This is a genomic window from Actinoplanes sp. M2I2, from assembly GCF_023544445.1.
In the GTDB taxonomy this organism is placed as follows: domain Bacteria; phylum Actinomycetota; class Actinomycetes; order Mycobacteriales; family Micromonosporaceae; genus Actinoplanes.
In genome coordinates, this window is record NZ_JALPVJ010000016.1 from 109,670 (window position 1) to 134,387 (window position 24,718).

The following is a 24,718-nucleotide window of genomic DNA, read 5'->3' on the forward strand; positions in this document are numbered from 1 at the left end:
TCGTCCGGGCTAGTGGATCTTCCGCCCCACCGTCCGGCGCCGCGGCGTCGCCACATCGGCAGGATTACCATGCCTCGGTGACCTGGGAGCCGGTGCGGGATGCGTATTCGTCCATGTCGGAGCAGTACATCGGGCTGTTCGACGGGGACTGGCAGGACAAGGACGACACGGCCCTCATCCGCGACCATCTGACCGGCCTGGACGGCCCGGTGCTGGATCTGGGCTGCGGCCCCGGCCATTGGACCGGCTACCTGCATTCCCTGGGCGCCGACGTCACCGGCATCGACCTGGTCCCCGAGTTCCTCGACCACGCCCGCGCGCACTTCCCCGGGCCGGAGTTCCGGCTCGGCTCGATGACCGGCCTGGACCGGCCCGACCATTCCGTGGCCGGCCTGCTCTCCTGGTACTCCACCATCCATCTGCCGCCACCGGAGCTCGACCTGGCTCTCACCGAGTTCCGCCGGCTGCTGGCCCCGGCCGGACGGCTGGTGATCGGCTTCTTCGACAGCGACGACGGGGTGGCCGCGTTCGACCACAAGGTCGTCACGGCGTACCGCTGGCCGGTCGACGAGTTCTCTGCCCGCCTCGTCAAGGCGGGTTTCACCGAGCTTCAGCGCCTTCGACAGCAGGTCCCGGAGCGGCCGGACCGCAGATACGCGGCCATCGCCGCAGCCTGAAGACGCCGCCTGAGGATGCACCCTGGGGACGCCTGGCGGACTGTCAGTCGTGGCCGAGGTGGGTCGCCATCGCGGTCAGCAGGCGCTCGCGGGCGTCGACCTCCTTGAGGCGGGCGTCGTTGGCCTGGCGGCGCCACATGTCACGTGGGCTGTGCAGGTCGCGGGTGCTGCCCAGGGGCTCGTCGCCGGCCTCGGACTGCTTGGTCAGGGCGAACCGCAGCTTCTCGAACCGTTCCAGCCAGGCCTCGAACGCCTCGCGGACCGTCGGCTCGGCGAAGAGGCCGACGAGCACGCGCGCCCGCACCAGATCCTCGTCGCCGGCTTCGGTCGTGCTGACCCGCACGACGGTGGTGGCGATCTCGACGTACGACTCCTCGAGCCGACGATCCCGCCGGTCCCCACCGGCCTGGGCGTAGCGCAGTTCCTCCAGCCGGCGGGCCTGCTCGCCGGCCAGTTCGGCCAGGGCCTGCGCGTGCCGGTTGCCCTCGCGCGCCAGTCCGGCCGTCTGCCGCTGGCTGCGTACGCTCGTCGCCCAGCCGAAGAGGATGCCGGCCAGCGCCACCACCCCGCCGCCGATGGGGGTCAGCCAATCCACGGGGTCAGTCGCCGCACTGCTGGCCGTCGTAGTCGGAGCCGTCGATCGAGCCGCCCCACTTGACGCAGTCGCCGTCGGTCACCGGGCCGGCCTTCACCGCGCCGGCGTAGAACTCGTCCTCGCGGCTGTCGTCGGCGCGCTGCTGGCCCGCGACCTCCAGGTATGCCGCCATGGGCGTCTTCTTGCCGTTGCCGGCTTCCTTCAGGGTGACGGTGCAATTCAGCTCGCCGTCGTTGAGCGACAGCAGATAGACCTGGCCGAGCACGGTGCCCTCGTCGTCGCGCACCTTGGCCCGGTCGACCACCTGGAAGTCGTCGCCGCAGAGTTGCTGAGGGCTGTACGGGTTCTTGGTCTTGGTGTCGGTGGGCTCCGGCTCCGGCTCGGGCGACTCGGTGGTCTCGGTCGGCTCGGCGACCGGCTTCTTCGTGCGCGGGGTCGACGTGGGCTTGCGCGACTTGCCGGGCTTGACGGATGGGCTGTCACCGCCGGCGGCCAGGTTGTCGGTGGGCGAGCTGGGGGTCTCGCCCGCGCTGTCGGACAGGGCGTAGGCCACGCCGATGCCGCCCAGGCCGACCAGGACGGCCGCGATGGCCGACACCAGGACGACGTTGCGGCGGCTCTTGGGGGCCGCACCCGATCCGGCGCCACGGTCGGAGGCGGCCAGGTTGGCGCCGGACGGCGGGATCGCGGCCGACCCGGCCGCGGGCAGCCGGGCTGAGGAGGCGCCGTACGCGGAGGTGCCATAGGCCGACGTGCCGTAACCGCCTTGCGGGGCGCCGGCCTGCGCGCGACCGGGCTGATAGCCGGCGGGGCCGGACACGGGCCGGGCCGCGCCGGACGCCGGACCCTGGCGGGAGGTCGGATACGGCGAGGCTCCGGGCGCCGGCATGCGACCCGAGGTGCCGGTGCCGGCTGCCGGCATGCGCCCCGACGTGCCCGTGCCGGGCAGCTGGGTGCGGCCGGAATTCTGACCGGCGGCACCGTACGGGCGGGTCGCCTGGGTGGGCGGGCGGCCCGGCGAGCGCGCGGCCGACGCCATCTCGGATGCGCTCGCGAAGCGCTGTGCCGGCTCCTTGGCCAGGGCGCGCAGCACCAGGGCGGCCACCGGCGGGGGCACGTCGGCCGGCAGCGCGGGCAGGTCCCCGTACACGAGCTGGGACATGACCTGCAGCGGGTTGTCGCCGACGTAGGGCGGGCGGCCGGTCAGGCAGCAGTAGGCGACGGCGCCGAGGGCGTACACGTCGGTCTGGGGGGAGATCGGACGGGCCTCGGCCTGCTCGGGGGCCATGTAGTTGACCGAGCCGAGCACCACGTTGGTGCCGGTCAGCCCGGCCCCGGCGGCCGAACGGGCCACCCCGAAGTCGACCAGCACGATCGCGCCGTTGCGGCGGACCAGCAGGTTGGCCGGTTTGACGTCGCGGTGCACGATGCCCGCCTCGTGGGCGACCTGCAGCGCGTCGGCGACCTGCGCGACGATCGTCATCGTCTCGGCGGGGCTCAGCCGGCCGGCCTGCTCGATCCGCTTGGCCAGCGAGACGCCCTCGATGTACTCCATCACGAGGAAGTCGATGCGGTTGCCGTCGACCTGGGCGTTCTCGCTGTAGTCGTAGACCTGCACGATGCCGGGGTGGCGCAGCGCGGCCATCATGCGGGCCTCGGTGCGGAAGCGGGTGAGGAACTCGCGGTCGGCCATCAGCGCGGGCAGCAGCGTCTTGACGGCGATCGGCCGGTGGAGCATGAGGTCCTCGCCGCGCCAGACCTCTCCCATGCCACCGGCGGCGATCCGCTGGGTCAGGCGATAACGGTCGTTGAGCATGGTTCCCGGGGACAGCACCCGGACATGCTACTCAAGCCCGCCAAGGTCACCGTCCGGTGGCCGCGGCCCGGCGGACGGATCGGCGGATAACGGACGACGTGGGTCCCCGGACACCTCCGGCAGCAGCCGGGGGTGACCCGGCCCCCTCCGGCGAGGGAGGGAGCCGGGCCGCGGGGCACCGGAGGCTGTACTGCCGGGTCAGGCTCTTCCGGCCGGCGCCGGCTCCGACGTGGCGCCGGCGGGCGGAGGTGTGTCGTCGTTCGAGTCGGAATCGGGGTCGAGCATCGTGGCCTCGTCGAACGGGTCCTGGCCGGAGAGCACCGCGCGGGACTTGTCCCGGTCGATCTCGTTGGTCCAGGTGCCGACCAGCACGGTGGCCACGGCGTTGCCGGCGAAGTTGGTGAGCGCCCGCGCCTCGGACATGAACCGGTCGATGCCGACGATCAGGCCGACCCCGTCGACCAGCTCGGGACGGTGGCTCTGCAGGCCGCCGGCCAGGGTGGCCAGGCCGGCGCCGGTGATGCCGGCCGCGCCCTTGGAGGCGATGATCATGAAGACCAGCAGCGAGATCTGCTCGCCGATGGACAGCGGCTGGTCGAGCGCCTCGGCGATGAACAGCGACGCCATGGTCAGATAGATCGCGGTGCCGTCGAGGTTGAAGGAGTAGCCGGTCGGCACGGTGATGCCGACGACCGGCTTGCTGACGCCCAGGTGCTCCATCTTGGCGATGAGCCGTGGGAGCGCCGACTCCGACGACGAGGTCGACAGGATCAGCAGGAACTCGCGGCCCAGGTACTTGAGCAGCGAGAAGATGTTCATCCGGGCGAACGCCCACAGGATGGTGGCCAGGATGACGAAGACGAAGATCGCGCAGGTGACGTAGAAGCCGAGCATGATCTGGGCCAGGCTCTTGAGCGCGTCCACGCCGGTCTCGCCGACGACCGCGGCGATCGCGCCGAACGCGCCGATCGGGGCCAGCCACATGATCATGGCGAGGATCTTGAAGACCAGCCGCTGGATGACCGTGACGGCCCGCAGCACGGGCTCGCCGCGGCGGCCCATGCTCTGCACCGCGAAGCCGACCAGCAGGGCCACGAGCAGCGTCTCGAGCACCTCACCGTCGGTCAGCGAGGAGAGCAGGCTGTTGGGGATGATGCCGAGCACGAAGTCGGCCAGGCTCTCGTCGGCCGCGCCGCCGGCCTGCTTCTGCCCGGCCGCGGCGGCCGCCGGGTCGAGGTGCAGCCCGGCCCCGGGGTGGATGATGTTGCCGACGACGAGGCCGATGGCCAGCGCCGCGGTCGACATGACGAGGAAGTAGCCGAGCGCGAGACCGCCGACCCGGCCGACCTTGGCCGCCTGCCGGATCGAGCCCACGCCCAGCACGATGGTGCAGAAGATGACCGGGGCGATCATCATCTTGATGAGGTTGACGAAGCCGGTGCCGATCGGCTTGAGCTCCTTGGCGACATCCGGAACCGCGAGGCCGAGCACGATGCCGGCCACGACTGCCACGATCACCGCCAGGTAGAGGTAGTGCGTCCGGTCCCGCCTGACCCGCGGGGTGGGGCTCTGGGTGTCCATGCCGCAGACTGTGTCCCGCGTCTCACATCCAGGGCGACATTGCGTTCATTCTGTTTACTGCGGAGAACCGAGACCGAAACATGTCGATGGCACTGGCCCCCAGGAAAACCCGTGGCTGGAGCATCGCGCGCCAGCTCTTCGTCCTCCAGGTGCTGGTCGTGACCGTGCTGGTGGCGATCGGCACGACCGGCGCGGTGCTGCTGGCCCGCGACGACACCGAGCAGGCCGCCATCGACCAGGTGACCGGCATCGCGCAGGCGGTCGCGCACAATCCCCTGGTCGTCGAGGCCGTGCGCGGCGCCGACCCGTCGGAGATCCTCCAGCCGTACGCCGAGAGCGTCCGCGAGGCGACCCTGACCGACTTCATCGTGGTGATGGCGACCGACCGCACCCGGTTCACGCACACCCGGCCCGAACTGATCGGCCGGAAGTTCATCGGCACCATCCAGGGCGCGCTCGACGGCCGTACGGTGATCGAGAAGAGCATCGGGACGCTGGGCGAGTCGGTCCGCACCGTGGTGCCGGTGACCGACGCCGCCGGCACCGTGATCGCGCTCGTGTCGGTCGGCATCACCACCGAGGCGATCAACCAGAAGCTGCTGGGCCGGGCGCCGGCCGTCGCGATCCCCACGGCGCTGGCGCTGCTCATCGCCGCGGCCGGCTCGTGGCTGCTCAGCCGGCGCCTGCGCCGCCAGACCCACGGCCTCGGACCGGCCGAGATGACCCGGATGTACGAGTACCACGACGCGGTGCTCCACTCGGTGCGCGAGGGCCTGGTCGTGGCCGATCGCGCCGGCGCCGTCACCCTGGTCAACGACGAGGGACGACGGCTGCTGGGCGAGGGCGAGCTGCCGCAGGAGATCGGCGAGCTGCTCGCCGCCCGGACGACCGTGGCCGACGAGCCGGTGCTGGCCGGGGACCGCATCCTGGTCGCCAACCAGCGGGTGATCCGCTCCGAGGGACAGACCGTCGGGACGGTGCTCACCCTGCGCGACCACACCGAGCTGCGCGCGCTGACCGGCGAGCTGGACTCCGTCCGCGGTCTCACCGAGGCGCTGCGCTCGCAGGCCCACGAGGCCGCGAACCGCCTGCACACGGTGCTGACCATGGTCGAGCTGGGCCGCACCGAGGAGGCGGTGCGGCTGGCCACGGCCGAGCTCGAGGTGGCCCAGCAGCTCACCGATCAGGTGGTGGGCGCGCTGAGCGAGCCTGCGCTGGCCGCCCTGCTGCTCGGCAAGTCGGCCCAGGCCGCCGAGCGCGGGGTGCGGCTCGTGGTGGACGATGCATCCCGGCTGGACAGCGCCCCGGTGCCGACCCGGGAACTGCTCACCGTGGTCGGCAACCTGGTCGACAACGCGCTGGAGGCGGTGGCCGGCACCGAGCCGCCGAGGGAGGTGACCGTGCTGGTGGTCGAGTCCGGCGGCGAGGTCATCGTGCGGGTGGGCGACACCGGGCCCGGATTGTCGTCCGACGACGCCTTCCGGCGGGGCTGGTCGACCAAGGCCGCGGGGCGGGGGCTGGGCCTGGCCCTGGTCAAGCAGGTGGCCGACCGGCACGGCGGGACCATCGACGTGGGCTCCGGGCCGTCCGGCGGCGCGCTGATCACCGTACGGATCCCGGTGCGCCCATGACGGCCATCCGGGTGCTCGTCGTCGAGGACGAGCCGCTCATCGCCGAGGCCCACGCCGCGTACGCGGGACGGGTCGAGGGTTTCGAGGTGACCGGGGTCGCGCACACCGCCCAGCGCGCGATGGCCACGCTGCGCTCGACCGCGGTGGACCTGGTGCTGCTCGACCTGCACCTGCCCGACCTGAGCGGGCTCGAGCTGACCCGGGCCCTGCGCGCGGCCGGCATCGGCACCGACGTGCTGGTCGTGACGTCGGCCCGCGACCTGGCGATGGTGCGCTCGGCGGTCTCGCTCGGCGTGACGCACTACCTGCTCAAGCCGTTCACCTTCGCCACCTTCCGGGAGAAGCTTCTCGGGTACGCCCGGTACCGCGCCCAGTTGCTCGGCGACGAACAGGTCGCGGCCCAGCACGAGATCGACCGCGCGTTCGCGGCGCTGCGCGGCTCCTCCCCCGACTCGCTGCCCAAGGGTCTCGACCAGGGCACCCTCGACCTCGTGCTGGGAGTCCTGCGCGGCGCCGGCGACACGGCCGGGCTGTCGGCGGCCGAGGTCGCCGCTCGGATGGGCGCCTCCCGGGTCACCGCCCGGCGCTACCTGGAGCACCTGACCGAGGCCGGGCAGGTCGCGCGGAACCCCCGGTACGGCGGGCCCGGGCGTCCCGAGGTCGAATACCGCCGCACCCGTTAGCCGCGGGGCCGGAGGGCGGCGAAGGTGGCGGCGGTCGTGGTGCCGTAGACCAGGTGGGCGCCGAGGTCCTTGGCCAGCGTCACCCGGTCGTACTCGAAGATCGGCTTGTAGAGGCCCGCGGCCGGGAGCACCGCGTAACCGGTGAGCCAGACGCCCGCGCCGAACGGCGGCCCGTAGGCGACCCGGGGACGGGGCAGGGAACCGGCCAGGACGCCGTAGGCCGCGCCGTTGAGAATCCCGTAGCCCCAGTGCGTGACGTTATTGACCAGCGCGGCCCGGCTGTCCGGGAGCTTGCGCTGGAAGAGGCCCTCGTAGAGGCGGCGGCCGACCTGGGCCGGGGCGGGCGCGTCGTCCCAGGTCCGCACGGTCGACGAGAACTCCCAGGTGGAGAAGCTGTCGTGCCCGCCGCCACGCCGGTAGCGCAGGTAGAGAAGGGCGTCCATGGCGAGGGTGCCGACCGTGCCGGCGACGAGGCCGCGGATCACGGCGCCCAGAGGAGTCGTACGGGTCATGGGTCTTCCCTTCGTCGTCCTGATGCCTCAGCCTGCTCCGTCCCGGCGCGAAAAGCGCCTGCGGAACACCGGGTACCGGCCCGGGGTGCCGCAGGTCTCACTCTCCGGACGGTCGTGCAGGATTCGAATGATTCGATGTGGTTATCGTGAACTCATGGCAACGGAGAGCGGCAACACTCCGATGGGGACGGTCTCTTTCCGCCTGGGCCTGCTCGGGGTCGCGCAGGACGCGCTCTATGCGACCCGGCTGGCCGAGCTCGACCTCAAGCCGAAACACGTGTCGCTGCTGTGTGTGCTGCGCCTGCGGGGCGCCGGTTCGCAGATGGAACTGGCCGGGCTGCTGGGCGTGGCCCCCAGCCTGGTGGTGCTGCTGGCCGATCACCTCGAGGGCCTGGGGGCGATCCAGCGCGTACGGGATCCGGCCGACCGCCGCCGGCAGAGCCTGCGCCTGACCGAGGCGGGACTGCGGCTGCTGGACGAGGCGACCGAGGCCGCGGCGAAACTGGACCAGGAGATCGCGGCCTGCCTGCCGCCGGCCGACCAGGCCGCCCTGAGCAGCGCGCTGGACCGCCTGCTGGATCTGCGAAACGGATTCGGACGCCGCGGTGATCTTCAGACGGATCATGTGGGATTCTTCGGACCATGACGACGCCGCCGCAGCCCGACGACCAGCAACCGACCGTCCCGCCGGCTGCAGCCGTGCCGCCGGCTTCCGCCGATGACGAGCCGGCCCGGGACCTGCCTCCGGCCCCGATGGAGGGCGCGCCGATCGGTGAAGCGCCGTCGGCACCGAACGGCGCCGCGGAGCCGAGATCGCTGCGCCCGTGGCTGCTGGGTGGCGTCGCCGGAGCGGTCATCGGGGCCCTGGTCGTGGGCATCCTGTGGGCGGCCGGATCGTTCGTCGGCGGGGACGACGCCGCCGAGGACGCGGCGGCGGCGTGCGGCGTCTTCGCCCGGGTGCCCGACGACTGGTCCCGCGAGACCGTCACCGAGGCCAACACCTATCAGCTGGGCGGGGCCATCGCGCTCGCCCAGGCCGCGGGCAGACGCGACGCCGAGTACGGCCCGCTGGCCACGCAGGCCCAGCAGGTGCAGCAGGCCGTCGTCGCGTTCGACATCGACCGGGTCGAGCAGCTCGTCGTCGACGTCCGCAATACGTGCGATGAGCTCTGAGTCGCTTCTCTACACTGCGGCGCATGGAGCCGGCGATGCACGACGACCAGCTCGACATCTCCGGCCCCACGGTCCGCGCCCTGATCGACGAGCAGTTCCCGCAGTGGCGTGAGCTGCCGGTCCGCCCGCCGGCCGGCCACGGCACGGTCAACGCCATCTTCCGGGTCGGCGACGAGCTGACCGCCCGCTTCCCGCTGCAGCCGCGCCCCGGCGTCCGCGCCTGGCTCGAGGCCGAGGCGGCCGCGGCCACCGAACTGCTCGGCCGCACCCGCTTCGCCACCCCGGCCCCGGTGGCCATCGGTGAACCCGGCCCCGGTTACCCGCTGCCCTGGTCGGTGCAGACCTGGATACCCGGTGTGGTGGCCACCGACCAGACGCCGGGTGACGCCTTCGCGAGCGATCTGGCCGAGTTCATCACCGGGGTCCGGGCCCTGGACACCCACGGCCGCACCTTCACGGGCGACGGCCGGGGCGGCGACCTGAAGGACCACGACGCCTCGATGGAGACCTGCTTCGACCGCAGCGAGTCCTTGCTGGACGTTCCCGCGCTCCGCCGTCTCTGGTCGCACCTGAGGGAACTGCCGCGCGGCGACACCCCGGACGTCATGAACCACGGCGACCTGATGCCCGGCAACGTGCTGATGGCCGACGGCCGCCTGACCGGGGTCCTCGACGTCGGCGGCCTGGGCCCGGCCGACCCGGCCCTCGACCTGATCGGCGCCTGGCACCTGCTCGATCCGGGCCCCCGCGCGACGCTGCGCGACGAGCTGGCGTGCGACGACCTCGAGTGGGAACGCGGCCGGGCCTGGGCGTTCGTCCAGGTGATGGAGCTGATCTGGTACTACGACACGACCAATCCCCCCATGGCCGGCATCGGCCGCCGCACCCTCGCCCGCGTCGTCGCCGCCGACATGGGACGCTGAGGCTCAGCCGATCGCGCCGGCGACCCGCTCGGCCCGAAGTCAGGTCGCCTTGGCCGCGTCCAGTTCGCGGATCCTCTTTCGGAGGACGGCTTTCACGGCGTCATAGTTGTGCCAGAAGGCGCTGTCACTCCACTGATCGTCGTCCAGATAGGCGGCCAGCAGAGGGAAATCACCACCTCGGATCAGGTGGGCCTCGCTCAGATCACCCTCGTTGCCCTGCCGGATCTCGGACAGCAGGGCTTCCTCGCGGGCCATGCTCGTGACGATCCGCCCGTAGTTGCTCCGATACTCGCCGACCAGCTCGGCGAGATAGTGGAGCATCATGTCCACCTGATCTTCGATGTCCTCATGGAGAACGAAGCGTTCGCGCTGCATCCGCTGCAGCGTCGCGCGCGCCTTGATGATCGTTTCGACCTGTTCCTCCATGCGTTTGCCCGTGGGATGGGCCGAGATCAGGTAACGAGCGACCGATGCGTGTTCGAAGCCGGCTTTCAGATCCTGAAGGGCGCCGGTGAGGATGCGCGTCTTCTCGGCCTCGCGAGTCCGTTCGAAGTTCCGCTGATTGAGCGCGTACGTGATGAGCACAGTGACCAGGACGGCGGCGCACAGCGGCATCAAGCCCTTGGCCAGCTCCGCCTGGACGTCGATCCGCGACGAGGCCCTCCACAGCAGAACCGCCTCGATCGCGACCAGCACGAGGAAGAAGGCGCTGAGCCAGGCAAGGGTGCGTCGCATCCCGGCATCCTGCCATCCCGCGCCTTCGTCCTCCCCGAGCCGGCATCGCTTGCTTGGGCTGTTCTCGACCTGCTTTGACATCGACGAGGCCGGATGGTGGGGTGGTGGCCGTGAAGGGTCAGATCGTTCATTCGCCGGCCGGTGACGAGATCGTGCTCGATGACGTGGGGCGCAGCGTGCTCCTCGACAACCCCGTCGTGCGGGTGTGGGACGTGTCATTGGCTCCCGGCGAGACCCACCCCTGGCATCTGCACCACAACCCGTACGTCGTCCTGAGCCTCTCGGGGTCGCCGGCCCGGATGGACTGGCTGGACGGCAGCGAGCCGCGCTTTTTGAACGAGTATCGCGGCGGGTCGGTCTATCGGCCGCTGTCGCCGGTGCACCGGCTGACCAACATCGGCGACCGGTTCTATCAGAACCGGCTCGTCGAGCTCAAGGACCTCGGTGAGAACCTGCCGTCGCCGGCCGACGTCGGGCCGGGCGACCGCAGCGTCGACGGGCAGCGACCCGGGCCCGGCCTGCCCGACGGCCGCCTTCCGGTGATCCGCCACCCGCACGTGGGAGTGTGGACGGTCGCCGTGGACGGGAGCCGCAAGCTCGACCTGGCCGAGGTGCCGCACGTCGTCGCGGCGCTGGAACCGGGCGCGGACGGCGGTGTCTCCTACCACCCGGGCGGGCCACTCACGGTGACCGGATCGGGCGAGTGGTTCGTCGTCGAGCTGACGTTTCTGACTGCGTAGAGCGGGCGGTGCCGGCCTCGCGCAGGCGGTCGGCCAGGGTGGAGCAGCGGTCGCGCAGCGCGGGCGGCTCGAGCACCTCGAACTCGTGGCCGAGCAGCACCATGTGCAGGAGGACGGAGTCCAGGTTGTCGGCGCCGCTGACGACCTCGCTGTGGCCGCCGCGGTCGTGGACGACGGCGGCGGAGGCCGGGATCTGGTCACGGACGGTCGCGGCGGGCGCGTGGACGAGGAAGCGCGCCTGGTGCCGGTAGACCCGGCTGGACACGCTCTCCTGCACGTACGCGGCCGCGTCGGGGGCCTCGCGCGGGCGGAAACGCCAGGTGCGGGCGGAGACCTCGCTCATCCGGTCGACGCGGAACGTGCGCCAGTCGTCGCGGCCGAGGTCGTACGCGAGGAGATACCACCGACGGTCGGAGGCGACCAGGCGGTAGGGCTCGACCCGCCGGCGCCCGTTCTTGTAGGTGAACTCGGCCTCGACCTCGTCGCGGCACGCGCGGGCCAGGGTCATGAGCACCTCGGGGTCCACCGGGGCGCGGCCGCCGCCGAACGACTCCACCGAGCCGGCCAGCGCCCGCACCTCGTGGCGCAGCCGGGCCGGCAGCACCCGGTCGAGTTTGGTCAGCGCCCGCAGCGCCGCGTCGCCGCTCTCGGCCCCGGCCAGCAGCGCGACGGCGGTGGCGATGGCCTCCTCGTCGTCGAGCAGCAGGGGCGGCAGATCCTGACCGGCGCCGAGCTGGTAGCCGCCGCCGGCACCCTGTCCGGCGTGCACCGGATAGCCGAGGGTACGCAGGCGCTCGACGTCGCGGCGCACCGTGCGGGTGGTGACACCGAGACGGTCGGCCAGCTCGGGGCCGGTCCACACGCGGCGTTTCTGAAGCAGGCCGAGCAGGACCAGCACGCGCTCGGTCGTGCCCAGCTCCTCCACGGTCGTCAGTCTGTCAGAGCCTGCTGTCCGGAAGCGCCAGCCAGGCCACCAAACAAGTGGAAGCTCAGGCGCCCAAGACCGTACTGGGCCCGCGAGTCGGCCGGGGCCGGCGCCACCAAGGCGACAAGCACCCACCGGCTCGGCGATCAAACGCAAGCGAACCGGTGGGGCTGTGCCCGCAGAACCTACGAGCGCCGGCCGGACGCTGGAACGTCCCGGCGGCCACCGCCTCAGACACTTCTGCGGTGTCGAAACGTCCTCGATGTGTCCGCTACCGTGGACGCTATGAGCCACCGGCTGCGTACCGCGATGCTGCGCGCTCAGCTCGAGCCAGCCGCGCTCGCCTCCGCCGTCGGCGTGGACGTCAAGACCGTCAACCGGTGGCTGGCCGGCCGCATCCCGCACCAACGGACCCGCCTCGCCGTCGCCGACGCTCTGGGTGAGACCGAGGCCGACCTGTGGCCCCAGTCCCGACCCGACCTCACCGTTGGTGCCGAGGCCACCGCCGAGGTCGTCGGCGCGTATGCCCACCGCGCCGACATCCCCCAACAGCTTTGGACCGCACTACTCGTCGGCGCGACCAAGCGCATCGACCTGCTCGGCTACGCCTACCCGTTCGTTCTGGAGCTGCTGCCCGACACCATGCAGCGTCTCGCCGACAAGGCCGCCGCCGGTGCCCGCATCCGGCTGGCGTTCGCCGACCCGGACTGCCCGCACGTCGCCGAACGCGACGCCTTGGAACAGATCGGCGGCACCCTACCCGGACGCATCCGCAACGCGATCAACTTCTGCGAACCCCTGCACCAGGTGCCGGGTGTGGAGATCGGCCTGCACACTGTGCACCTGTACAACTCGGTGTTCCGCTTCGACAACCAGATGATCGTCACCCCGCACCTCTACCGGGCACGCGGCTACCAACACCCCGCCCTACACCTACGCGAGCTGTCCCCGCACGGCATCTTCGGCTCCTACGCCGACCAGTTCGAGCAGATGTGGCAAACCACCACCAGCTACCCGAACCAGGAGTCACGGTGAGCGGGCGGCGTGACTACTACCACGACCCCGCCGCTCCGAAGGCCAACAGCCTCGTCCCCGGCGGCTCCGCGCTCGTCACCGACGAGGCCGGGCGGGTCCTGCTGCAACGCCGGGCCGACTCCGGCAATTGGGCACTGCCCGGCGGCACCATGGACATCGGCGAGACCCTCGGCCAGTGCATCGTCCGCGAGGTCAAGGAGGAAACCGGCCTCGACATCGCCATCACCGGACTACTGGGTATCTATACCGACCCGCAGCATGTGATCGCCTACGCCGACGGGGAAGTCCGCCAGGAGTTCAACATCACCTACCTCGGCCGCGTCGTCGGCGGCGGCCTGGCGGTCAGCGACGAGTCCACCGAGGTCCGCTTCATCGACCCCACCGAGTTCGACCAGATCCCCATCCACGACACCGTCCGACTCCGCCTACGCCACCACGCCGAACACCGCGACATTCCCTACCTCGGATAGCCGACCGGACCCGACATCCGGTGCCGCTGGTGCGCCATCGTCTGCCCAGGTTGCCGTCACCGTTGCCGTCAACACCCACCCTTACCCGACTCGCCGGCCCACACCTGATAAGAAAGACCAGGTCAACCGAATCGGCGAGGAATTGCGCAGAATGAATGACCCGTCGAATACATTCTGGACTCCGGGCAAGGGAGTTCTGCTTCTTCGAGATAAATAGATGTAGGTGCTCAATGCCCTGCGGGTTGGATCGACATGTGGAGGTTTAGGCGGCCGCGAACAGTTGTCTCTCACTGGGGATGGCCTGTTCCGCGGGTAATCAAGACCGTCTCGTCCGACGAGCTTTCACGGCTCGTCGATGCGGCCAGGACGGCTCACTACAGTCGGGTGGCGCGAGGCCTCGAGGTCATTGCGGGTCAGTATTACTTTCTGATTCCTTATCTGCCCGAGCCGACGCCGGAGTCGTCCTGGATCTGTCTTGTCGTGGGAGTGAATGAGATGCCTCCATCGAAAGGGGCGCCGGTGGACGGGATGTTGTTCGCTCGTCTGGATGTGGAAATCTCGGCCTTCGGCAAACTTCGGGACTCACCCGTGAAGGAGCGGGACCAGCTCCTCCACTTGCTCGCATGGGAGGCCTCGCAGAACAAGAAGGGCCCGAGTCAGCCGGGCGGATCTGTGCCTGAGTCCTGAGCCGGCGGCCGCCCCCGGACGAGCGGCTGCGCACCGCGCTGGCCGCGGCGGCGTGGGGAACCCCGGGTTCGGTACGCACGTGTGCGGAGTACGCGGCCCGCGAGCAGTATCTGCACCGTACGGTGGCTGCCGCCGTCGAACGCGGTGAGCTGCCGGGCGCCGCGGTGGGCGACGCGCCGGCCAACGGGCACCCGAACAGGTGCGGCCCGGTCAGGCGGCCGATGCGCTGCCGGCTCTGAAGACGGCCGCCGACAAGTGCTGGCGCCAACCTGGCGTCCGTCATCGATCCCGATGTCCTGGCCGAGCACACCGGTCTGTTCTGCCAGGCCGCGCTCGTCGCGATCAAGGATCTCTAGCACGAGAAGTCGAAGGCTTGGCCGGAAACTCGCCGCGCTGGCCCGCCGGATGCGTGACCGCATCGACGACTACCTGCGCTTCGCGACCGATCTGCGGTCCCCGTTCGACAACAACCGCACCGAGCAGCAGATCCGCATGGTCAAAACACTCACTCAGACATAGCGGACCGATCCTGTCCGCCTGCCATGCCAGGGTGGACCCATGGACGTCGACTGGAACGAGACGCTGCGTGAGCAGTGGGAGTGGCACTGGAATCACCAGGTACGGGCGCGGCTCGACGGGCTGACCGACGACGAGTACTTCTGGTCGCCGGTGCCGGACGCCTGGAACGTGCGGCCGCGCGGCACCTCCACGGCGCCGGTCCAGGCGGGCGGCGGGGACCACACCATCGACTTCGCCATGCCGGAGCCGGTGCCGCCGCCGTTCACGACGATCGCGTGGCGGCTGGGCCATGTCATCGTGGGGGTGCTCGCAGCCCGCAACGCCGCCCATTTCGGCGCGCCCGCGGCCTCGTACGAGGAATGGGACTACGCCGGGACGGGGGCCGGGGCCAGGGCGCAGCTCGAGGAGCAGCTGGGCGTCTGGCTCGACGGGGTGCGCGGCCTCGGCTCGAGCGGCCTGGCCGAACCGTGCGGCGACCGGGAGCCGTTCCCGGAGTTGCCGATGGCCGCGCTCGTCCTGCACATCCACCGGGAGCTGATCCACCATCTGTCCGAGGTCGCCCTGCTGCGCGACCTCTATGCGAAGGGAGCCGGCCGATGAGCCGTCACATCCAAGTCACGTTCGACGCCCTCGACCCGGCGGCGCTGTCGTCGTTCTGGCGCGACACCCTGGGGTACGTGCATCCGGGTCCGCCCGGGGTGACGCTGGCGCCGGGTGAGGATCCGCTCGCCGCGTGGGAGGCGTTCCTCGAGAAGCAGGGTGTCCCGCCGGAAGCGCGCAACCGGGCGTCGGCGATCGAGGACCCGGACGGCGACGGGCCGCGCATCTTCTTCCAGCAGGTGCCGGAGGACAAGGTGGCCAAGAACCGGGTGCACCTGGACGTCCGAGCGGCGCCGGGCCTGCAGGGCGACGAACGGATGGTGGCGCTCGAGAGCGAGTGCGACCGCCTGGTGGCGCTGGGCGCCAAGCGGGTGAGCCGGTCGGAGCCCGCTCCCCCGATGAGCTTCGGCTTCATCGTGATGACCGACCCCGAGGGCAACGAGTTCTGCCTGGACTGACCGGTCGCCGCCGGGGCGATCGCCAGTCACGGTTTGGGACGATGGTCCGATGCCCTCACTCGGCCGGTTGTTCACCGAAGTGCCCGAGCTCTACGACCGGGTCCGGCCCGGCTACCCGGACGAGCTGTTCGACGACCTGGCGCGGATCGCCGGCCTGCGCGCCGGGTCGTCCGTGCTCGAGGTCGGCTGCGGCACCGGCCAGGCGACCCGGTCGCTCGCCGGTCGCGGGTACGCGATCACGGCGCTGGAACCCGGCGCGGAGATGGCCGCGCTGGCCCGGCGGCGGTTGGCCGGTCTCGGCGACGTCACCGTCGAGACGGCGACGTTCGAGCAGTGGGACGCCGGTGACGCGCGTTTCGAGACCGTCGTGGCGGCCTCGTCGTGGCACTGGGTCGATCCGGCGATCGGCTGGGCCAAGGCGCGGGCCGTTCTGGGCCCGGGCCCGGACGACGCCCCGGACGCACCGGCCGGTGGATGGCTGGCCGTGCTCGGCCACGTGGTCGTCCGGCGCCCGGATGAGACCGAGGCGTACGCCGAGACGGCTGACCTATGCGAGCGCTTCTCGCCCGGCAACCCCGACTGGGGTCACCCGCCGCTGGAGGACGAGGTCCGGGCCACCGACGACGCCTGGGGACAGGTGAGCGATCCCGGATCGCACTTCGGACCACCGGTCGTCCGCTGGTATCCGACCGTCCAGTGGTTCGACGGCGCCGGCTTCGCCGAGCTGCTCAACTCGACGTCGATGTACCTCAAGATGCCCGCGGATGTCCGCGAGCCGCTGCTGGACGCCGTGGCCGAGCGCATCCGTACACGGCTGGGCGACCGGGTCCCGCGCCGCTACCTGACCGTTCTGCGCATCGGCCGGCGCGCCACCTGACGAGCCGGACGGCGAGGAGCGCCGCGCACCGGCGCGGCGCTCCCGTCGGAGGTCAGGCGGCGGAACAGTACGTGGCCTGCTTGCCGATCACCTTGTACGGACAGTCGGCCACCTCGGCCAGCAGCAGCGCGGCCTCGCGGTTGCGGGTGGTCTCGCGGGTGATCACGCTGGCCGGCGGATAGAAGCCGCCCCCGGACGCGGACCGCGGGTACATCTCGAACGTGTAGGCGAAGATCTTGTGGGTGCCCCACAGCCAGTCGAGCAGGTCGCCGTCGGTGATGTAGAGGTCCGAGGACTGCTCGGGGGTGTAGTTGTTCGTGGCGGCCATCTGCCGGCCGAACGTGGAGAACGTGTTGTAGTCGTCGGCGGTCATGCCGGTCGTCGTGTTCGCCGTGGTGTGCCCGAACGGCCACAGCACCAGCTCGGAGTAGGTGTGGAAGTCCATGGCGGCGCGGATCTGCTGCCGGCCGCCGACCACCCGGCCGTTGACGAAGTCGCGCACGGCCCGCGTCTCGGGAGCCGAGAAGGCCGAGGGCCCCCGGTAGGTCGCCGACGACGTGCTGCCCGACGAGCCGCCACAGCAGCCCCACCGGTACGCGTAGTTGCGGTTCAGGTCGGTGCCCACGTTCGACGAGCCGCTGTTGGGCTGGCGGTTCTTGCGCCACGATCGATAGCTGCCGGTGGCCACGTCGTACTCGGAGCCGTCGGGGTTGACCGACGGCACGACCCAGATCTCGCGGCTGTTCACGATGGTGCGGACCCGCGTGTCGGTCGCGTAGCTGCCGGTATACAGCCGCAGGAGGTAGATCGCCATCTCCACGGTGAGGTGCTCGCGCGCGTGGTGGTTGGCGTCGTACAGGACCTCGGGCTCGCTCTCGTCGGTGCCGACGTTGTCGGAGATCTTCACGGCGACGATGTCACGACCCTCGTATGTCCGCCCGATCACGCGCTTGCTGGCGATCGACGGGTTGGCCGCGACGATCCGGTTCACCTCGGTGATCAGCTCGCTGTAGTTGTGGTACGGCGCGTCCGACGGCGGGAAGTCGAACGTGGTGAGCACGGGCTGCACGGTGAAGCCCTGCCGGCGCAGCGCCCGCACCTCGGCGGGCGTGGCGGTGACGGTGACGACGGCGTGCTCCACGCTTTCGATGGCCACGCCGGTGCGGGCGATCGCCTGACGCTGCGCGGCGCCGCGTACGTCGGAGATCTCGTACGGGGCCGGCTCGGCGCTCACCGTGGGGGCGGCGCCGGCCGGCACACCGGCGAGCGAGGCGCCCAGCATCGCGACGGCGAGGGCCGCCACTGTCGTACGTCGTCTCATGAACGACCTCCAGGAAGGGTGACGATGCCCCTCACCCCACCACCGGCCTGAATCGATGGCAATCTATCCGGACATGCCAATGACTACCTCTCCCCGACGTGATGGCCGCCGTGATGGCCGCCGGGCCTTCTACAACCCGAAGGTCCGGCGGCAGTTCTCGAAGCCGCTGACCGTGACCGCGGGACGCTCCCGCTGCGCCCACCGCCGGCGGGTGAGGCGCAGCCGGTCGGAGGTGAGCGCCTCGCCGTCGCGGGCGTCGACCGAGATGCCGTCGGGCTCGTAGCCGAGCTTGCGCGAGACCCCCTGGGACGCGTGGTTGTCCTGGAACACCTCGGTGAGCGCGTCCGTGGCGCCCAGGTGGTCGAACGCGAGTGTCAGCAGCGCGGCGCGCGCCTCGATCCCGTACCCCTGGCCCTGGAACTCCAGACCCAGCCAGGAGCTCGTCCGCACCTGCCGGGTCACCGGGAAGCCGGTGGCCCGCAGGCTGATCTGACCCATCCCCTCGCCGTCGCGGAAGACGCCCAGGCTCAGGCACCACCCGCCGGCCTCCCAGGTCGCGAGGTCGTGCCAGTGCCCCTGCAGCACCTCGCGGATCCGGTCGGCCGGGGCGCCGTCGGTCCACGGCGTCAGGAAGGGCCGCTCCCCCGGCGGATGCACCCCGCGGCCGGCGACTTCGGCCAGCGCGGCCACCTCCTCCTCGCGCGGCAGCCGCAGCTCCAGTCGCGGCGTGACGAGGCTCAGCTGGTACGGGGGCCACAGGTCGGCGAGCATGCCCCGCATCCTGCCGATCACGCCGCCGGCCGGCCACCTCAATTGTCGGGATCGAGGGCGACCGGACGCGGGAAGGTGACGACCATGGCCACCCCGGGGTCGCGCGACTCGGCCACCGCCCGGCCGCCGTGGGCGACGGCCAGCTGCCGGACGATCCACAGGCCCAGCCCGACGCCCTCGGTGCCGCCGACGGCGAACTGGCTGAACAGCCGGGCGCGCAGCGTGTCGGGGATGCCCGGACCGTGGTCGCGTACCTCGAGCCGGTCGAACTGCCCCTCGCCGAAGACCCGCACGACGATCGGCGGCTGCCCGTAGCGGGCCGCGTTGGTGACCAGGTTGACCACGATCTGCTCGAACCGCTGCTTGTCGACGTGCAGGATCATGTCCTCGTCGACGTCAACGACCACCTCGGGGCCGACGCGCACGAACGTGAGCATCTCGTGCACGAGAGCGCGCGCATTGTGCGGTTGACGGTCCAGTTTCAGCTCGCCCGAGCTGTCGATGCGCTGGATGTCGAGCAGGCTCTCGGCCAGCCGGGTGATCCGGGCGGTCTGCCGCAGGGCCGCGTCGAGCATCCGGGCGATGTGCGGCGGCGCCTGCCCCTTCAGCTCCTCGAGCACCATCCGTACCGTGCTCAACGGGGTGCGTACGTCGTGGGCCAGGGTGCCCATCATGGCCGAGCGCCACTGCTCGATGCGTTCCAGCCGCTCCCGGTCATCGCGCAGGTGCCGGGCCTGCGCCTCGATCAGCAACGCGACCGCGACGGCGACCGGCATCAGGATGAACGCGCTGCCCAGCACGATCGGCGGCTGACCGGTCAGGATCAGGGGCACCAGGTACGCGAGGGTGGCCGGCACCGCGTAGGCGAGCAGGATCCCGCGCGGGAAGTGCAGCGCCGCCCAGGCGTACACGAGCACCAGGAACGGCCCCGTGCCGGTCGCCGACCCGCCGAACGACCAGGTCGAGAGCCCGAGCACCGCGAACGCCGGCAGCCCCAGCCAGGCCGGCGCGTTCGGTCCCGTAAGCCCCCACGGCACCAGGAACGCCACCAGCGCCACCGCGAAATCGCAGGCCGCGACCAGCAGCAGCCGGTCGGCGTGGCCCGGATCGTTGGCGATCCCGAGAACCGCCAGCATCCCGGCCAGGATCAGGAGCACCCCGGCCTGCCGGGCCGCGGCACGCGGCCCGGTTCCGAGCAGGCGAATCGGTCCCATGCGGTCTACCCGATAACCATATACGGGACATCACAGGATCTTCCGGCAGCCGACCAGCCCGAGAAGCGAGTGCCGCGAAGCCGCTCCGGTGTCGCCGCGGCACCCATCGGGCATGGTGACTGCGCGCCGCCACCGTTCGAGCCGACCTCTCCAGGAGCAGCCGTGAGCTTTGACGACATCTTCGCCGGCCGGAAGGTCATGGCGATCCTGCGGGGCCTGTCGCCGCGCGAGACAGTGTCGGTGGCCGGCGCGTTGTGGGACGCGGGCGTGACCGTGCTCGAGATCCCGATCGCCACGCCGGAGGCGGTCTCGTCGCTGCGGGCGGCCGCCGACGCCGCCCGCGAACGCGACCTGCGCGTCGGCGCCGGCACAGTGATCACCACCGAGCAGGTCGGCCTGGCGGCCGCCGCGAACGCGCAGTACACCGTCGCGCCCGGGCTCGACCTGGCCGTTCTCGCCGCCAGCGAGGCCGCCGGCATGCCGCATCTGCCCGGGGTCGGCTCGGCCACCGAGGTGCAGCGGGCCTGGGTGGCCGGTTGCCGCTGGCTGAAGGTCTTCCCGGCCGCCGCCCTCGGACCAGCCTGGGTCTCGGCGGTGCTCGGCCCCTTCCCCGACGCCCGCTTCGTGGCCACCGGCGGCCTCACGGTCGCCGACGCCCCGGCCTTCCTGAACGCCGGCGTGCGCGTCGTGGCCCTCGGCGCCGCCCTGGCCGACCCCGCCCAGCGCGACCGCATCGGCGAGCTCCTGAAACCGTGACCGAGGCCGGCCCCGCTAAGATCATCTGCTGTGGCTGCCCCGCGATACGTGCTCTTTCCCGGACGTCACCATCTGCTGACCCGGTTCCAGGCCGGCTGTCTGCGGCGGCTGGCCGGGGAGCACGGGGCGACGATCGTGTGGGCCGTGACGTCGGCCAACCACGAGAACACCAAGCGCAACCCGGTGCCCTACCACCGGCGCGAGGCGGCGATCGAGCGGTTCAGCGTGGTGGCCGGGCTGCGTTCGATGGTGGTGCCGGTGTTCGACACCGCCCCCACCGAGCAGTTCGCCGAGGTGACGCTCAAGACGGTCACGGTGGCGACCGGGATCGTGCTCACCCCGGCCGACACCGTCGTCGCGTGCTCGACGCCGCAGGTGGCGGCCCTCTACGAACAGCTCGGATTCCCCATCGCTGCGGTGGAGGCCGATCCGGCCCTGGCCGCCCCGCCCGAGCGGCCGTGGGATGTGCTGCTGCGGCTGGCCGGCGGCGACGAGTCGTGGCGGGACCTCGCGCATCCGGCCACCATCGACGTGTTCGACCGCTACCGGCTGACCGACACCGTACGGTCGGTGGTCAACGACCCGGTCGTCGGTGACGAGGGCGGGCTGACGGCCACGCGGGACTACCGGACCTACGTGGAGGCGTTCGCGGACGCCGCCGCGCGTAAATGGGCCGCCGTGCGCCGGTACGTGCAGCCGGGCCGCATCGTCGACATCGGCTGCGGCGCCGGGGCGGTGCTGGAGCTGGCCGACCGCGACGACGAGCTGCACGAGAGCGACCTGATCGGCGTCGAGGTCGCGCGGCACCTTTACCAGGAGTGTGTGCACAAGAAGGCGCAGGGCGTCTTCCGGAACGCCAACGTGTACTTCTACCAGCGCAACGTGCTGGGCGGCGCGGTGCTGCCGGACCGGTCGGTCGACACCACGCTGACGTTCGCGCTGACCCATGAGATCTGGTCGTACGGCGACCGGCGCGACTCGCTGCTCGCCTTCGCCCGCCGCATCCACGACCACACCGTGCCCGGCGGGGTCTGGATCAACAGCGACGTGTGCGGCCCGGGTGACCGGCGCCGCCCGGTCCGGCTGACGCTGCGCACCGACGACGGGCTGAACCCGGCCCGGCCCCGGACCGATCTGACCGCCCTGCCGTCGGCCGAGGTCGCCGCCTATGTGAGCGGCCTGTCGACGCACGCGAGACTGGCCCAGTTCGCCGTCGACTTCGCCTTCCCCTTCGAGTACGACGCGGCCGGTGACGACGTCGTGCGGATCGAGCTCGGACCGGCCATGGACTTCCTCACCCGGAAGGACTACACCGACAACTGGCTCTCCGAGACGCGCGAGCAGTTCTGCGGGCTCGACTTCGACGACTGGGGCACGCTGCTGGCCGAGGCCGGGTTCACCATCGACCCGGCCTCGCACGCGTTCCGCAACGACTGGGTGATCGACAACCGCATCGCCCCGGCCGCGTCCCTGGCCGACGAGCACGGCGACCGGCTCGACTGGCCGTCCACGCACGCGATCCTGGTGGCCCGCCGCCCCCACAACAGCTGACCGAATCGCCGTTCAAGGGTTCGGCGGGCTTGGCGCCCTTGTGATGGCTCGGTCGTCGAGGTACCTGGCCGGCGCCCAGGATGGGTCCCACGTCGTGGCCGACAGCGAGGTCCAGCGGGCGGCGGCGATCGGTTCGCGGAGCTGCGGAGCGGTCCAGACCGGCGTCTGTTTCAGCCGGCGGAAGGTGTGCTCGATGTCGAAACGGCGCAGGAACACCTGGCGGCACCGGTCGACATCAGCATCGGTGGCGTCGACCTTGGACCACCACAGCCATGGCTGATAGACCCGTGGCGGGGTTGCTCGGCGCAGCACCCGGTCAGAACGCATCCGGCCGAGGATCCCCGCCGGTAGGTCACGCGGCGTTCCGGTGCCAGCGGCCGGACCACTGGCAAGCGGCGAAGCTTCGCCCAAGACCTCACCCGGCCCCCGTTGATCGCCGTCAGCGACACCGTCAACCAGGCTGAAGGCGGCGGGGACCCGTTGGCCTGGCAGCCGCCGGGGACCTCATACCGGTGCGGCTAGGCCAAATGTGGACCACCGGGAAGTCGTACTGGGCCCTCACCCTGCAGCAACGGAGAAGACTGCCCTACAGACGACGCTCAACACCTGCACCTCCTGAACAACCGCACGACACGCTAGCGGGACGCTGGAGCGACAACCGCAGCAACGCCCCGCACGATGTGCCGGGGCGAGTGGACGCGATCATGCCAACGGCGAACTGCGTTCATCGGCGGCAGACGGGCCTTGGGACGATTGATCGGGGTGGATACGATCTGAACGTGAGCTTCCCGGCGCTCAGACGCAATCGTAGGATCTCCCAGTCGATTGACAACGCGAGCACGATCAAAGAAGAGTCTGTCCAGTTCTTACTGGCCGATTTTGTCGCAGCTCGTGAGCTGCGTGCGTTCATGTTCTCGGCAGTGGAGAAACGGGTTCAGTTCGTCGTTACGCTTCAGGCCGCAGAAATGGCCTTCCTCGGCGTTCTATTGTCACAGCGGAGAAGCGTCGAGATTGTCATTAGTGTGGCGCTAGGCCTCGGCGTGCCGACCTTGTTTCTCACATATCTTGCTTACCGGCGAGCCCTCGATATGATGATCCAAGGGAGGAAATACATTAGAGCGATGAACGCCATACGTGGGTTCTTCGTGGCCAATGACCCACTCATCGCCGAAGCGGTCCTCCTTCCGACCGATCCGCGGCGTCCGAGATTTGATCGGTTAGGGCACGGCGGCTCTCCGGTTCAGACTCTGGCGACGACGGTACTGGTCCTTGTGCTGCTACTGTCCGGACTGCTGGTCTATGCCGTTTCATGGTTGATTTCGGGCGTCGGGGCCGGCATCGTTGGCACACCTACTTTCGCCATCTCGGCCGTTCCGACCGCGGTCGTCATCGTTGCCATCGCTGTAGTCGAGCGCCGGCGAATGAAAAGATTTCTCCAGCAGGCAGAGGCCGAAAACTCTTGACGCCACATCGCGCTCTCCGGCCGGCCACGCTCCGAGGGGCGGCTCGATCCGGTGCTCGGCGCACTGATCTGCGCCTTAGACCGCATCTCGATAGGGGTTGTTGAGGACCAACATCATTCGTTGGACGAGTGTGAGTGATGTGGAGAAGTACTGCCCGGATGCGTTGTGGCATCTCGTTCAGCCGTTGCTGCCCGCCCACCCGAAAAGGCACCAGGGCGGTGGGCGGCCGCGGATCGATGATCGGGTTGCGGCAGCGGCGATCGTGTACTCGTTGCAGACCGGCTGCGCATGGGACGCATTGCCCGCGTCGATCCCGATCTCCCGGGCAACCGCCCATCGCCGGTTCACAGAATGGGTCGAACAGGGCGTCATGCAGGCGTTTCACCAAGCGACGCTGGACGTTCTCGGCGCCGCCGGTCAGATCGACTGGTCCCGTGCAAGCGTGGACGCCATGCATGTCCGAGCAGTCAAAGGGGGGACCTGACCGGGCGCAGCCCGGTAGACCGGGGCAAGCCCGGCTCCAAGATCCACGCGGTCAGCGACCGTAACGGGCTGCCGCTGACCGTGGTGCTGTCCGCTGCCAACGTCAACGACAGCACCATGCTCGAGGACGTGCTCGACAGTTTGCGCGCGATCCGGCAACCTCTCGGCCGGCCCCGCCGGTGGCCGCACAAGCTGCACGGCGACAAGGGCTACGACTACCGGTCCTGCCGCGACCTCGTCAGACGACGCGGCATGATCGCCCGGATCGCCCGCAAGGGCATCGAATCGGCCACCCACCTCGGCCGGCACCGCTACGTCGTCGAGCGATGCCTGGAATGGGTCAGCCGGTTCCGGCGCCTGGCCCGCCGTTACGACCGCAAGGCTTCTCACTACACCGGATTCCTGCACCTGGCCTGCGCTCTGATCTGCTACCGCCGCGCCGCCCGCCTCAACCTCCTAACCAGCAAAAACCCCTAATGAGATGCGGTCTTAGTCACTGCCTCCCGGGAGCGACCCCGGCCG

25 protein-coding genes and 2 pseudogenes are annotated in these 24,718 nt (G+C 70.7%); 17 read left to right on the forward strand and 10 right to left on the reverse strand.

All coding sequences use genetic code 11. The features are described 5' to 3' along the window. Positions 1–77 precede the first annotated feature (77 nt). Entirely contained in the window at positions 78–677 is a 600-nt protein-coding gene (locus HJC40_RS30385) for a class I SAM-dependent methyltransferase (protein WP_250006281.1), read from the forward strand. Between the two features lie 43 nt (positions 678–720). On the opposite strand, the gene HJC40_RS30390 is transcribed toward HJC40_RS30385, so the two are convergent. The 3 genes from HJC40_RS30390 to HJC40_RS30405 all read right to left on the reverse strand — a co-directional run bounded on the left by HJC40_RS30390 (position 721) and on the right by HJC40_RS30405 (position 4,669). Next, a complete protein-coding gene (locus HJC40_RS30390) occupies positions 721–1,272 on the reverse strand; it encodes a hypothetical protein (RefSeq protein ID WP_250006283.1) in 552 nt (183 codons plus the stop codon). A 4-nt stretch (positions 1,273–1,276) separates the two neighbouring features. Then, complete coding sequence (locus HJC40_RS45595) at positions 1,277–3,106, reverse strand: protein kinase (protein WP_308200963.1); 1,830 nt, start codon at positions 3,104–3,106, stop codon at positions 1,277–1,279. Between the two features lie 180 nt (positions 3,107–3,286). Continuing rightward, entirely contained in the window at positions 3,287–4,669 is a 1,383-nt protein-coding gene (locus HJC40_RS30405; protein WP_250006287.1) for a cation:dicarboxylate symporter family transporter, read from the reverse strand. 80 nt (positions 4,670–4,749) lie between these two features. Between HJC40_RS30405 and HJC40_RS30410 the strand changes: the two genes are divergently transcribed. Further along, on the forward strand, positions 4,750–6,300 hold the full coding sequence (locus HJC40_RS30410; protein ID WP_250006289.1) for a sensor histidine kinase: 1,551 nt from the start codon (positions 4,750–4,752) through the stop codon (positions 6,298–6,300). Further along, positions 6,297–6,983: a response regulator gene (locus HJC40_RS30415; RefSeq protein WP_250006291.1), complete on the forward strand. Its 687-nt coding sequence runs from the start codon at positions 6,297–6,299 to the stop codon at positions 6,981–6,983. The genes HJC40_RS30410 and HJC40_RS30415 overlap by 4 nt, the downstream gene beginning before the upstream one ends. On the opposite strand, the gene HJC40_RS30420 is transcribed toward HJC40_RS30415, so the two are convergent. Continuing rightward, positions 6,980–7,495, reverse strand: coding sequence for a DUF1440 domain-containing protein (locus tag HJC40_RS30420; protein ID WP_250006293.1), 516 nt, complete (start codon positions 7,493–7,495; stop codon positions 6,980–6,982). The two genes, HJC40_RS30415 and HJC40_RS30420, sit on opposite strands and share 4 nt — an antisense overlap. Before the next feature lie 154 nt (positions 7,496–7,649). Between HJC40_RS30420 and HJC40_RS30425 the strand changes: the two genes are divergently transcribed. Genes HJC40_RS30425 through HJC40_RS30435 form a run of 3 tightly spaced genes read left to right on the forward strand, consistent with a single transcriptional unit; the run spans position 7,650 to position 9,591 of the window. After that, positions 7,650–8,141 (forward strand): MarR family winged helix-turn-helix transcriptional regulator, encoded by a 492-nt coding sequence (locus HJC40_RS30425; protein WP_250006296.1) that lies wholly within the window; start codon positions 7,650–7,652, stop codon positions 8,139–8,141. Then, entirely contained in the window at positions 8,138–8,668 is a 531-nt protein-coding gene (locus HJC40_RS30430; RefSeq protein WP_250006298.1) for a hypothetical protein, read from the forward strand. Before HJC40_RS30425 ends, HJC40_RS30430 begins: the two co-directional genes overlap by 4 nt. Before the next feature lie 23 nt (positions 8,669–8,691). Then, positions 8,692–9,591, forward strand: a complete 900-nt coding sequence (locus tag HJC40_RS30435; protein ID WP_250006300.1) for an aminoglycoside phosphotransferase family protein — start codon at positions 8,692–8,694, stop codon at positions 9,589–9,591. 39 nt (positions 9,592–9,630) lie between these two features. Here HJC40_RS30435 and HJC40_RS30440 read toward each other — a convergent pair whose 3' ends face one another. Then, on the reverse strand, positions 9,631–10,407 hold the full coding sequence (locus HJC40_RS30440) for a hypothetical protein (protein WP_250006302.1): 777 nt from the start codon (positions 10,405–10,407) through the stop codon (positions 9,631–9,633). Between the two features lie 29 nt (positions 10,408–10,436). Between HJC40_RS30440 and HJC40_RS30445 the strand changes: the two genes are divergently transcribed. Beyond that, positions 10,437–11,066: a hypothetical protein gene (locus tag HJC40_RS30445; RefSeq protein ID WP_250006304.1), complete on the forward strand. Its 630-nt coding sequence runs from the start codon at positions 10,437–10,439 to the stop codon at positions 11,064–11,066. Here HJC40_RS30445 and HJC40_RS30450 read toward each other — a convergent pair. Further along, positions 11,008–11,991 carry a YafY family protein gene (locus HJC40_RS30450; RefSeq protein ID WP_250006307.1) on the reverse strand — a complete coding sequence of 328 codons (984 nt, stop codon included), beginning with the start codon at positions 11,989–11,991 and terminating at the stop codon, positions 11,008–11,010. The two genes, HJC40_RS30445 and HJC40_RS30450, sit on opposite strands and share 59 nt — an antisense overlap. Positions 11,992–12,300: 309 nt before the next feature. Between HJC40_RS30450 and HJC40_RS30455 the strand changes: the two genes are divergently transcribed. From HJC40_RS30455 to HJC40_RS30480, 6 genes are all read left to right on the forward strand, one after another. Continuing rightward, positions 12,301–13,026: a helix-turn-helix domain-containing protein gene (locus HJC40_RS30455; protein WP_250006514.1), complete on the forward strand. Its 726-nt coding sequence runs from the start codon at positions 12,301–12,303 to the stop codon at positions 13,024–13,026. Beyond that, positions 13,023–13,496, forward strand: coding sequence for an NUDIX domain-containing protein (locus HJC40_RS30460; protein ID WP_250006309.1), 474 nt, complete (start codon positions 13,023–13,025; stop codon positions 13,494–13,496). Before HJC40_RS30455 ends, HJC40_RS30460 begins: the two co-directional genes overlap by 4 nt. A 1,092-nt stretch (positions 13,497–14,588) precedes the next feature. Then, on the forward strand, positions 14,589–14,702 hold the full coding sequence (locus HJC40_RS30465) for an IS66 family transposase (protein WP_250006311.1): 114 nt from the start codon (positions 14,589–14,591) through the stop codon (positions 14,700–14,702). A gap of 39 nt (positions 14,703–14,741) precedes the next feature. Next, on the forward strand, positions 14,742–15,302 hold the full coding sequence (locus HJC40_RS30470; RefSeq protein WP_250006313.1) for a DinB family protein: 561 nt from the start codon (positions 14,742–14,744) through the stop codon (positions 15,300–15,302). Beyond that, complete coding sequence (locus HJC40_RS30475) at positions 15,299–15,760, forward strand: VOC family protein (RefSeq protein WP_250006315.1); 462 nt, start codon at positions 15,299–15,301, stop codon at positions 15,758–15,760. Before HJC40_RS30470 ends, HJC40_RS30475 begins: the two co-directional genes overlap by 4 nt. Positions 15,761–15,809: 49 nt before the next feature. Next, positions 15,810–16,637: a bifunctional 2-polyprenyl-6-hydroxyphenol methylase/3-demethylubiquinol 3-O-methyltransferase UbiG gene (locus HJC40_RS30480; protein WP_250006317.1), complete on the forward strand. Its 828-nt coding sequence runs from the start codon at positions 15,810–15,812 to the stop codon at positions 16,635–16,637. Between the two features lie 64 nt (positions 16,638–16,701). On the opposite strand, the pseudogene HJC40_RS30485 reads toward HJC40_RS30480, so the two are convergent. The 3 genes and pseudogenes from HJC40_RS30485 to HJC40_RS30495 all read right to left on the reverse strand — a co-directional run. Continuing rightward, positions 16,702–17,958: pseudogene (locus HJC40_RS30485) on the reverse strand (M14 family metallopeptidase); the annotation flags it as partial. A gap of 129 nt (positions 17,959–18,087) precedes the next feature. Continuing rightward, entirely contained in the window at positions 18,088–18,729 is a 642-nt protein-coding gene (locus tag HJC40_RS30490) for a GNAT family N-acetyltransferase (protein WP_250006319.1), read from the reverse strand. Positions 18,730–18,767: 38 nt separating this feature from the next. Beyond that, on the reverse strand, positions 18,768–19,943 hold the full coding sequence (locus HJC40_RS30495; RefSeq protein ID WP_250006321.1) for a HAMP domain-containing sensor histidine kinase: 1,176 nt from the start codon (positions 19,941–19,943) through the stop codon (positions 18,768–18,770). A 162-nt stretch (positions 19,944–20,105) separates the two neighbouring features. On the opposite strand from HJC40_RS30495, the gene HJC40_RS30500 reads away from it, so the two are divergent. Together HJC40_RS30500 and HJC40_RS30505 are read left to right on the forward strand one after the other, a co-directional pair. After that, a complete protein-coding gene (locus HJC40_RS30500) occupies positions 20,106–20,699 on the forward strand; it encodes a bifunctional 4-hydroxy-2-oxoglutarate aldolase/2-dehydro-3-deoxy-phosphogluconate aldolase (protein ID WP_250006323.1) in 594 nt (197 codons plus the stop codon). A 30-nt stretch (positions 20,700–20,729) separates the two neighbouring features. After that, positions 20,730–22,250 (forward strand): class I SAM-dependent methyltransferase, encoded by a 1,521-nt coding sequence (locus HJC40_RS30505; RefSeq protein ID WP_250006325.1) that lies wholly within the window; start codon positions 20,730–20,732, stop codon positions 22,248–22,250. Between the two features lie 102 nt (positions 22,251–22,352). Here the strand turns inward: HJC40_RS30505 and HJC40_RS46710 are convergent. After that, positions 22,353–22,523, reverse strand: a pseudogene (locus HJC40_RS46710) (transposase); the annotation flags it as partial. 506 nt (positions 22,524–23,029) lie between these two features. Between HJC40_RS46710 and HJC40_RS30515 the strand changes: the two are divergent. Both HJC40_RS30515 and HJC40_RS30520 read left to right on the forward strand, forming a co-directional pair. Then, positions 23,030–23,713 (forward strand): hypothetical protein, encoded by a 684-nt coding sequence (locus tag HJC40_RS30515; RefSeq protein ID WP_250006329.1) that lies wholly within the window; start codon positions 23,030–23,032, stop codon positions 23,711–23,713. Between the two features lie 115 nt (positions 23,714–23,828). Then, positions 23,829–24,673 (forward strand): IS5 family transposase gene (locus HJC40_RS30520; protein WP_374273148.1). Its coding sequence is split into 2 segments (ribosomal slippage): positions 23,829–24,192 and positions 24,192–24,673, totalling 846 coding nucleotides; the frame shifts between segments, so codons are not numbered across the junction. Positions 24,674–24,718: the final 45 nt, after the last annotated feature.

What these genes read in the sequence shown, in the direction of transcription:
- HJC40_RS30405 (WP_250006287.1), bottom strand. Translation starts at nt 4,669, where the DNA reads ATGGACACCCAGAGCCCCACCCCGCGGGTCAGGCGGGACCGGACGCAC.
- HJC40_RS30410 (WP_250006289.1), top strand. Translation starts at nt 4,750, where the DNA reads ATGTCGATGGCACTGGCCCCCAGGAAAACCCGTGGCTGGAGCATCGCG.
- HJC40_RS30415 (WP_250006291.1), top strand. Translation starts at nt 6,297, where the DNA reads ATGACGGCCATCCGGGTGCTCGTCGTCGAGGACGAGCCGCTCATCGCC.
- HJC40_RS30420 (WP_250006293.1), bottom strand. Translation starts at nt 7,495, where the DNA reads ATGACCCGTACGACTCCTCTGGGCGCCGTGATCCGCGGCCTCGTCGCC.
- HJC40_RS30425 (WP_250006296.1), top strand. Translation starts at nt 7,650, where the DNA reads ATGGCAACGGAGAGCGGCAACACTCCGATGGGGACGGTCTCTTTCCGC.
- HJC40_RS30430 (WP_250006298.1), top strand. Translation starts at nt 8,138, where the DNA reads ATGACGACGCCGCCGCAGCCCGACGACCAGCAACCGACCGTCCCGCCG.
- HJC40_RS30435 (WP_250006300.1), top strand. Translation starts at nt 8,692, where the DNA reads ATGGAGCCGGCGATGCACGACGACCAGCTCGACATCTCCGGCCCCACG.
- HJC40_RS30440 (WP_250006302.1), bottom strand. Translation starts at nt 10,407, where the DNA reads ATGTCAAAGCAGGTCGAGAACAGCCCAAGCAAGCGATGCCGGCTCGGG.
- HJC40_RS30455 (WP_250006514.1), top strand. Translation starts at nt 12,301, where the DNA reads ATGCTGCGCGCTCAGCTCGAGCCAGCCGCGCTCGCCTCCGCCGTCGGC.
- HJC40_RS30465 (WP_250006311.1), top strand. Translation starts at nt 14,589, where the DNA reads ATGCGTGACCGCATCGACGACTACCTGCGCTTCGCGACCGATCTGCGG.
- HJC40_RS30470 (WP_250006313.1), top strand. Translation starts at nt 14,742, where the DNA reads ATGGACGTCGACTGGAACGAGACGCTGCGTGAGCAGTGGGAGTGGCAC.
- HJC40_RS30475 (WP_250006315.1), top strand. Translation starts at nt 15,299, where the DNA reads ATGAGCCGTCACATCCAAGTCACGTTCGACGCCCTCGACCCGGCGGCG.
- HJC40_RS30480 (WP_250006317.1), top strand. Translation starts at nt 15,810, where the DNA reads ATGCCCTCACTCGGCCGGTTGTTCACCGAAGTGCCCGAGCTCTACGAC.
- HJC40_RS30490 (WP_250006319.1), bottom strand. Translation starts at nt 18,729, where the DNA reads ATGCTCGCCGACCTGTGGCCCCCGTACCAGCTGAGCCTCGTCACGCCG.
- HJC40_RS30495 (WP_250006321.1), bottom strand. Translation starts at nt 19,943, where the DNA reads ATGGGACCGATTCGCCTGCTCGGAACCGGGCCGCGTGCCGCGGCCCGG.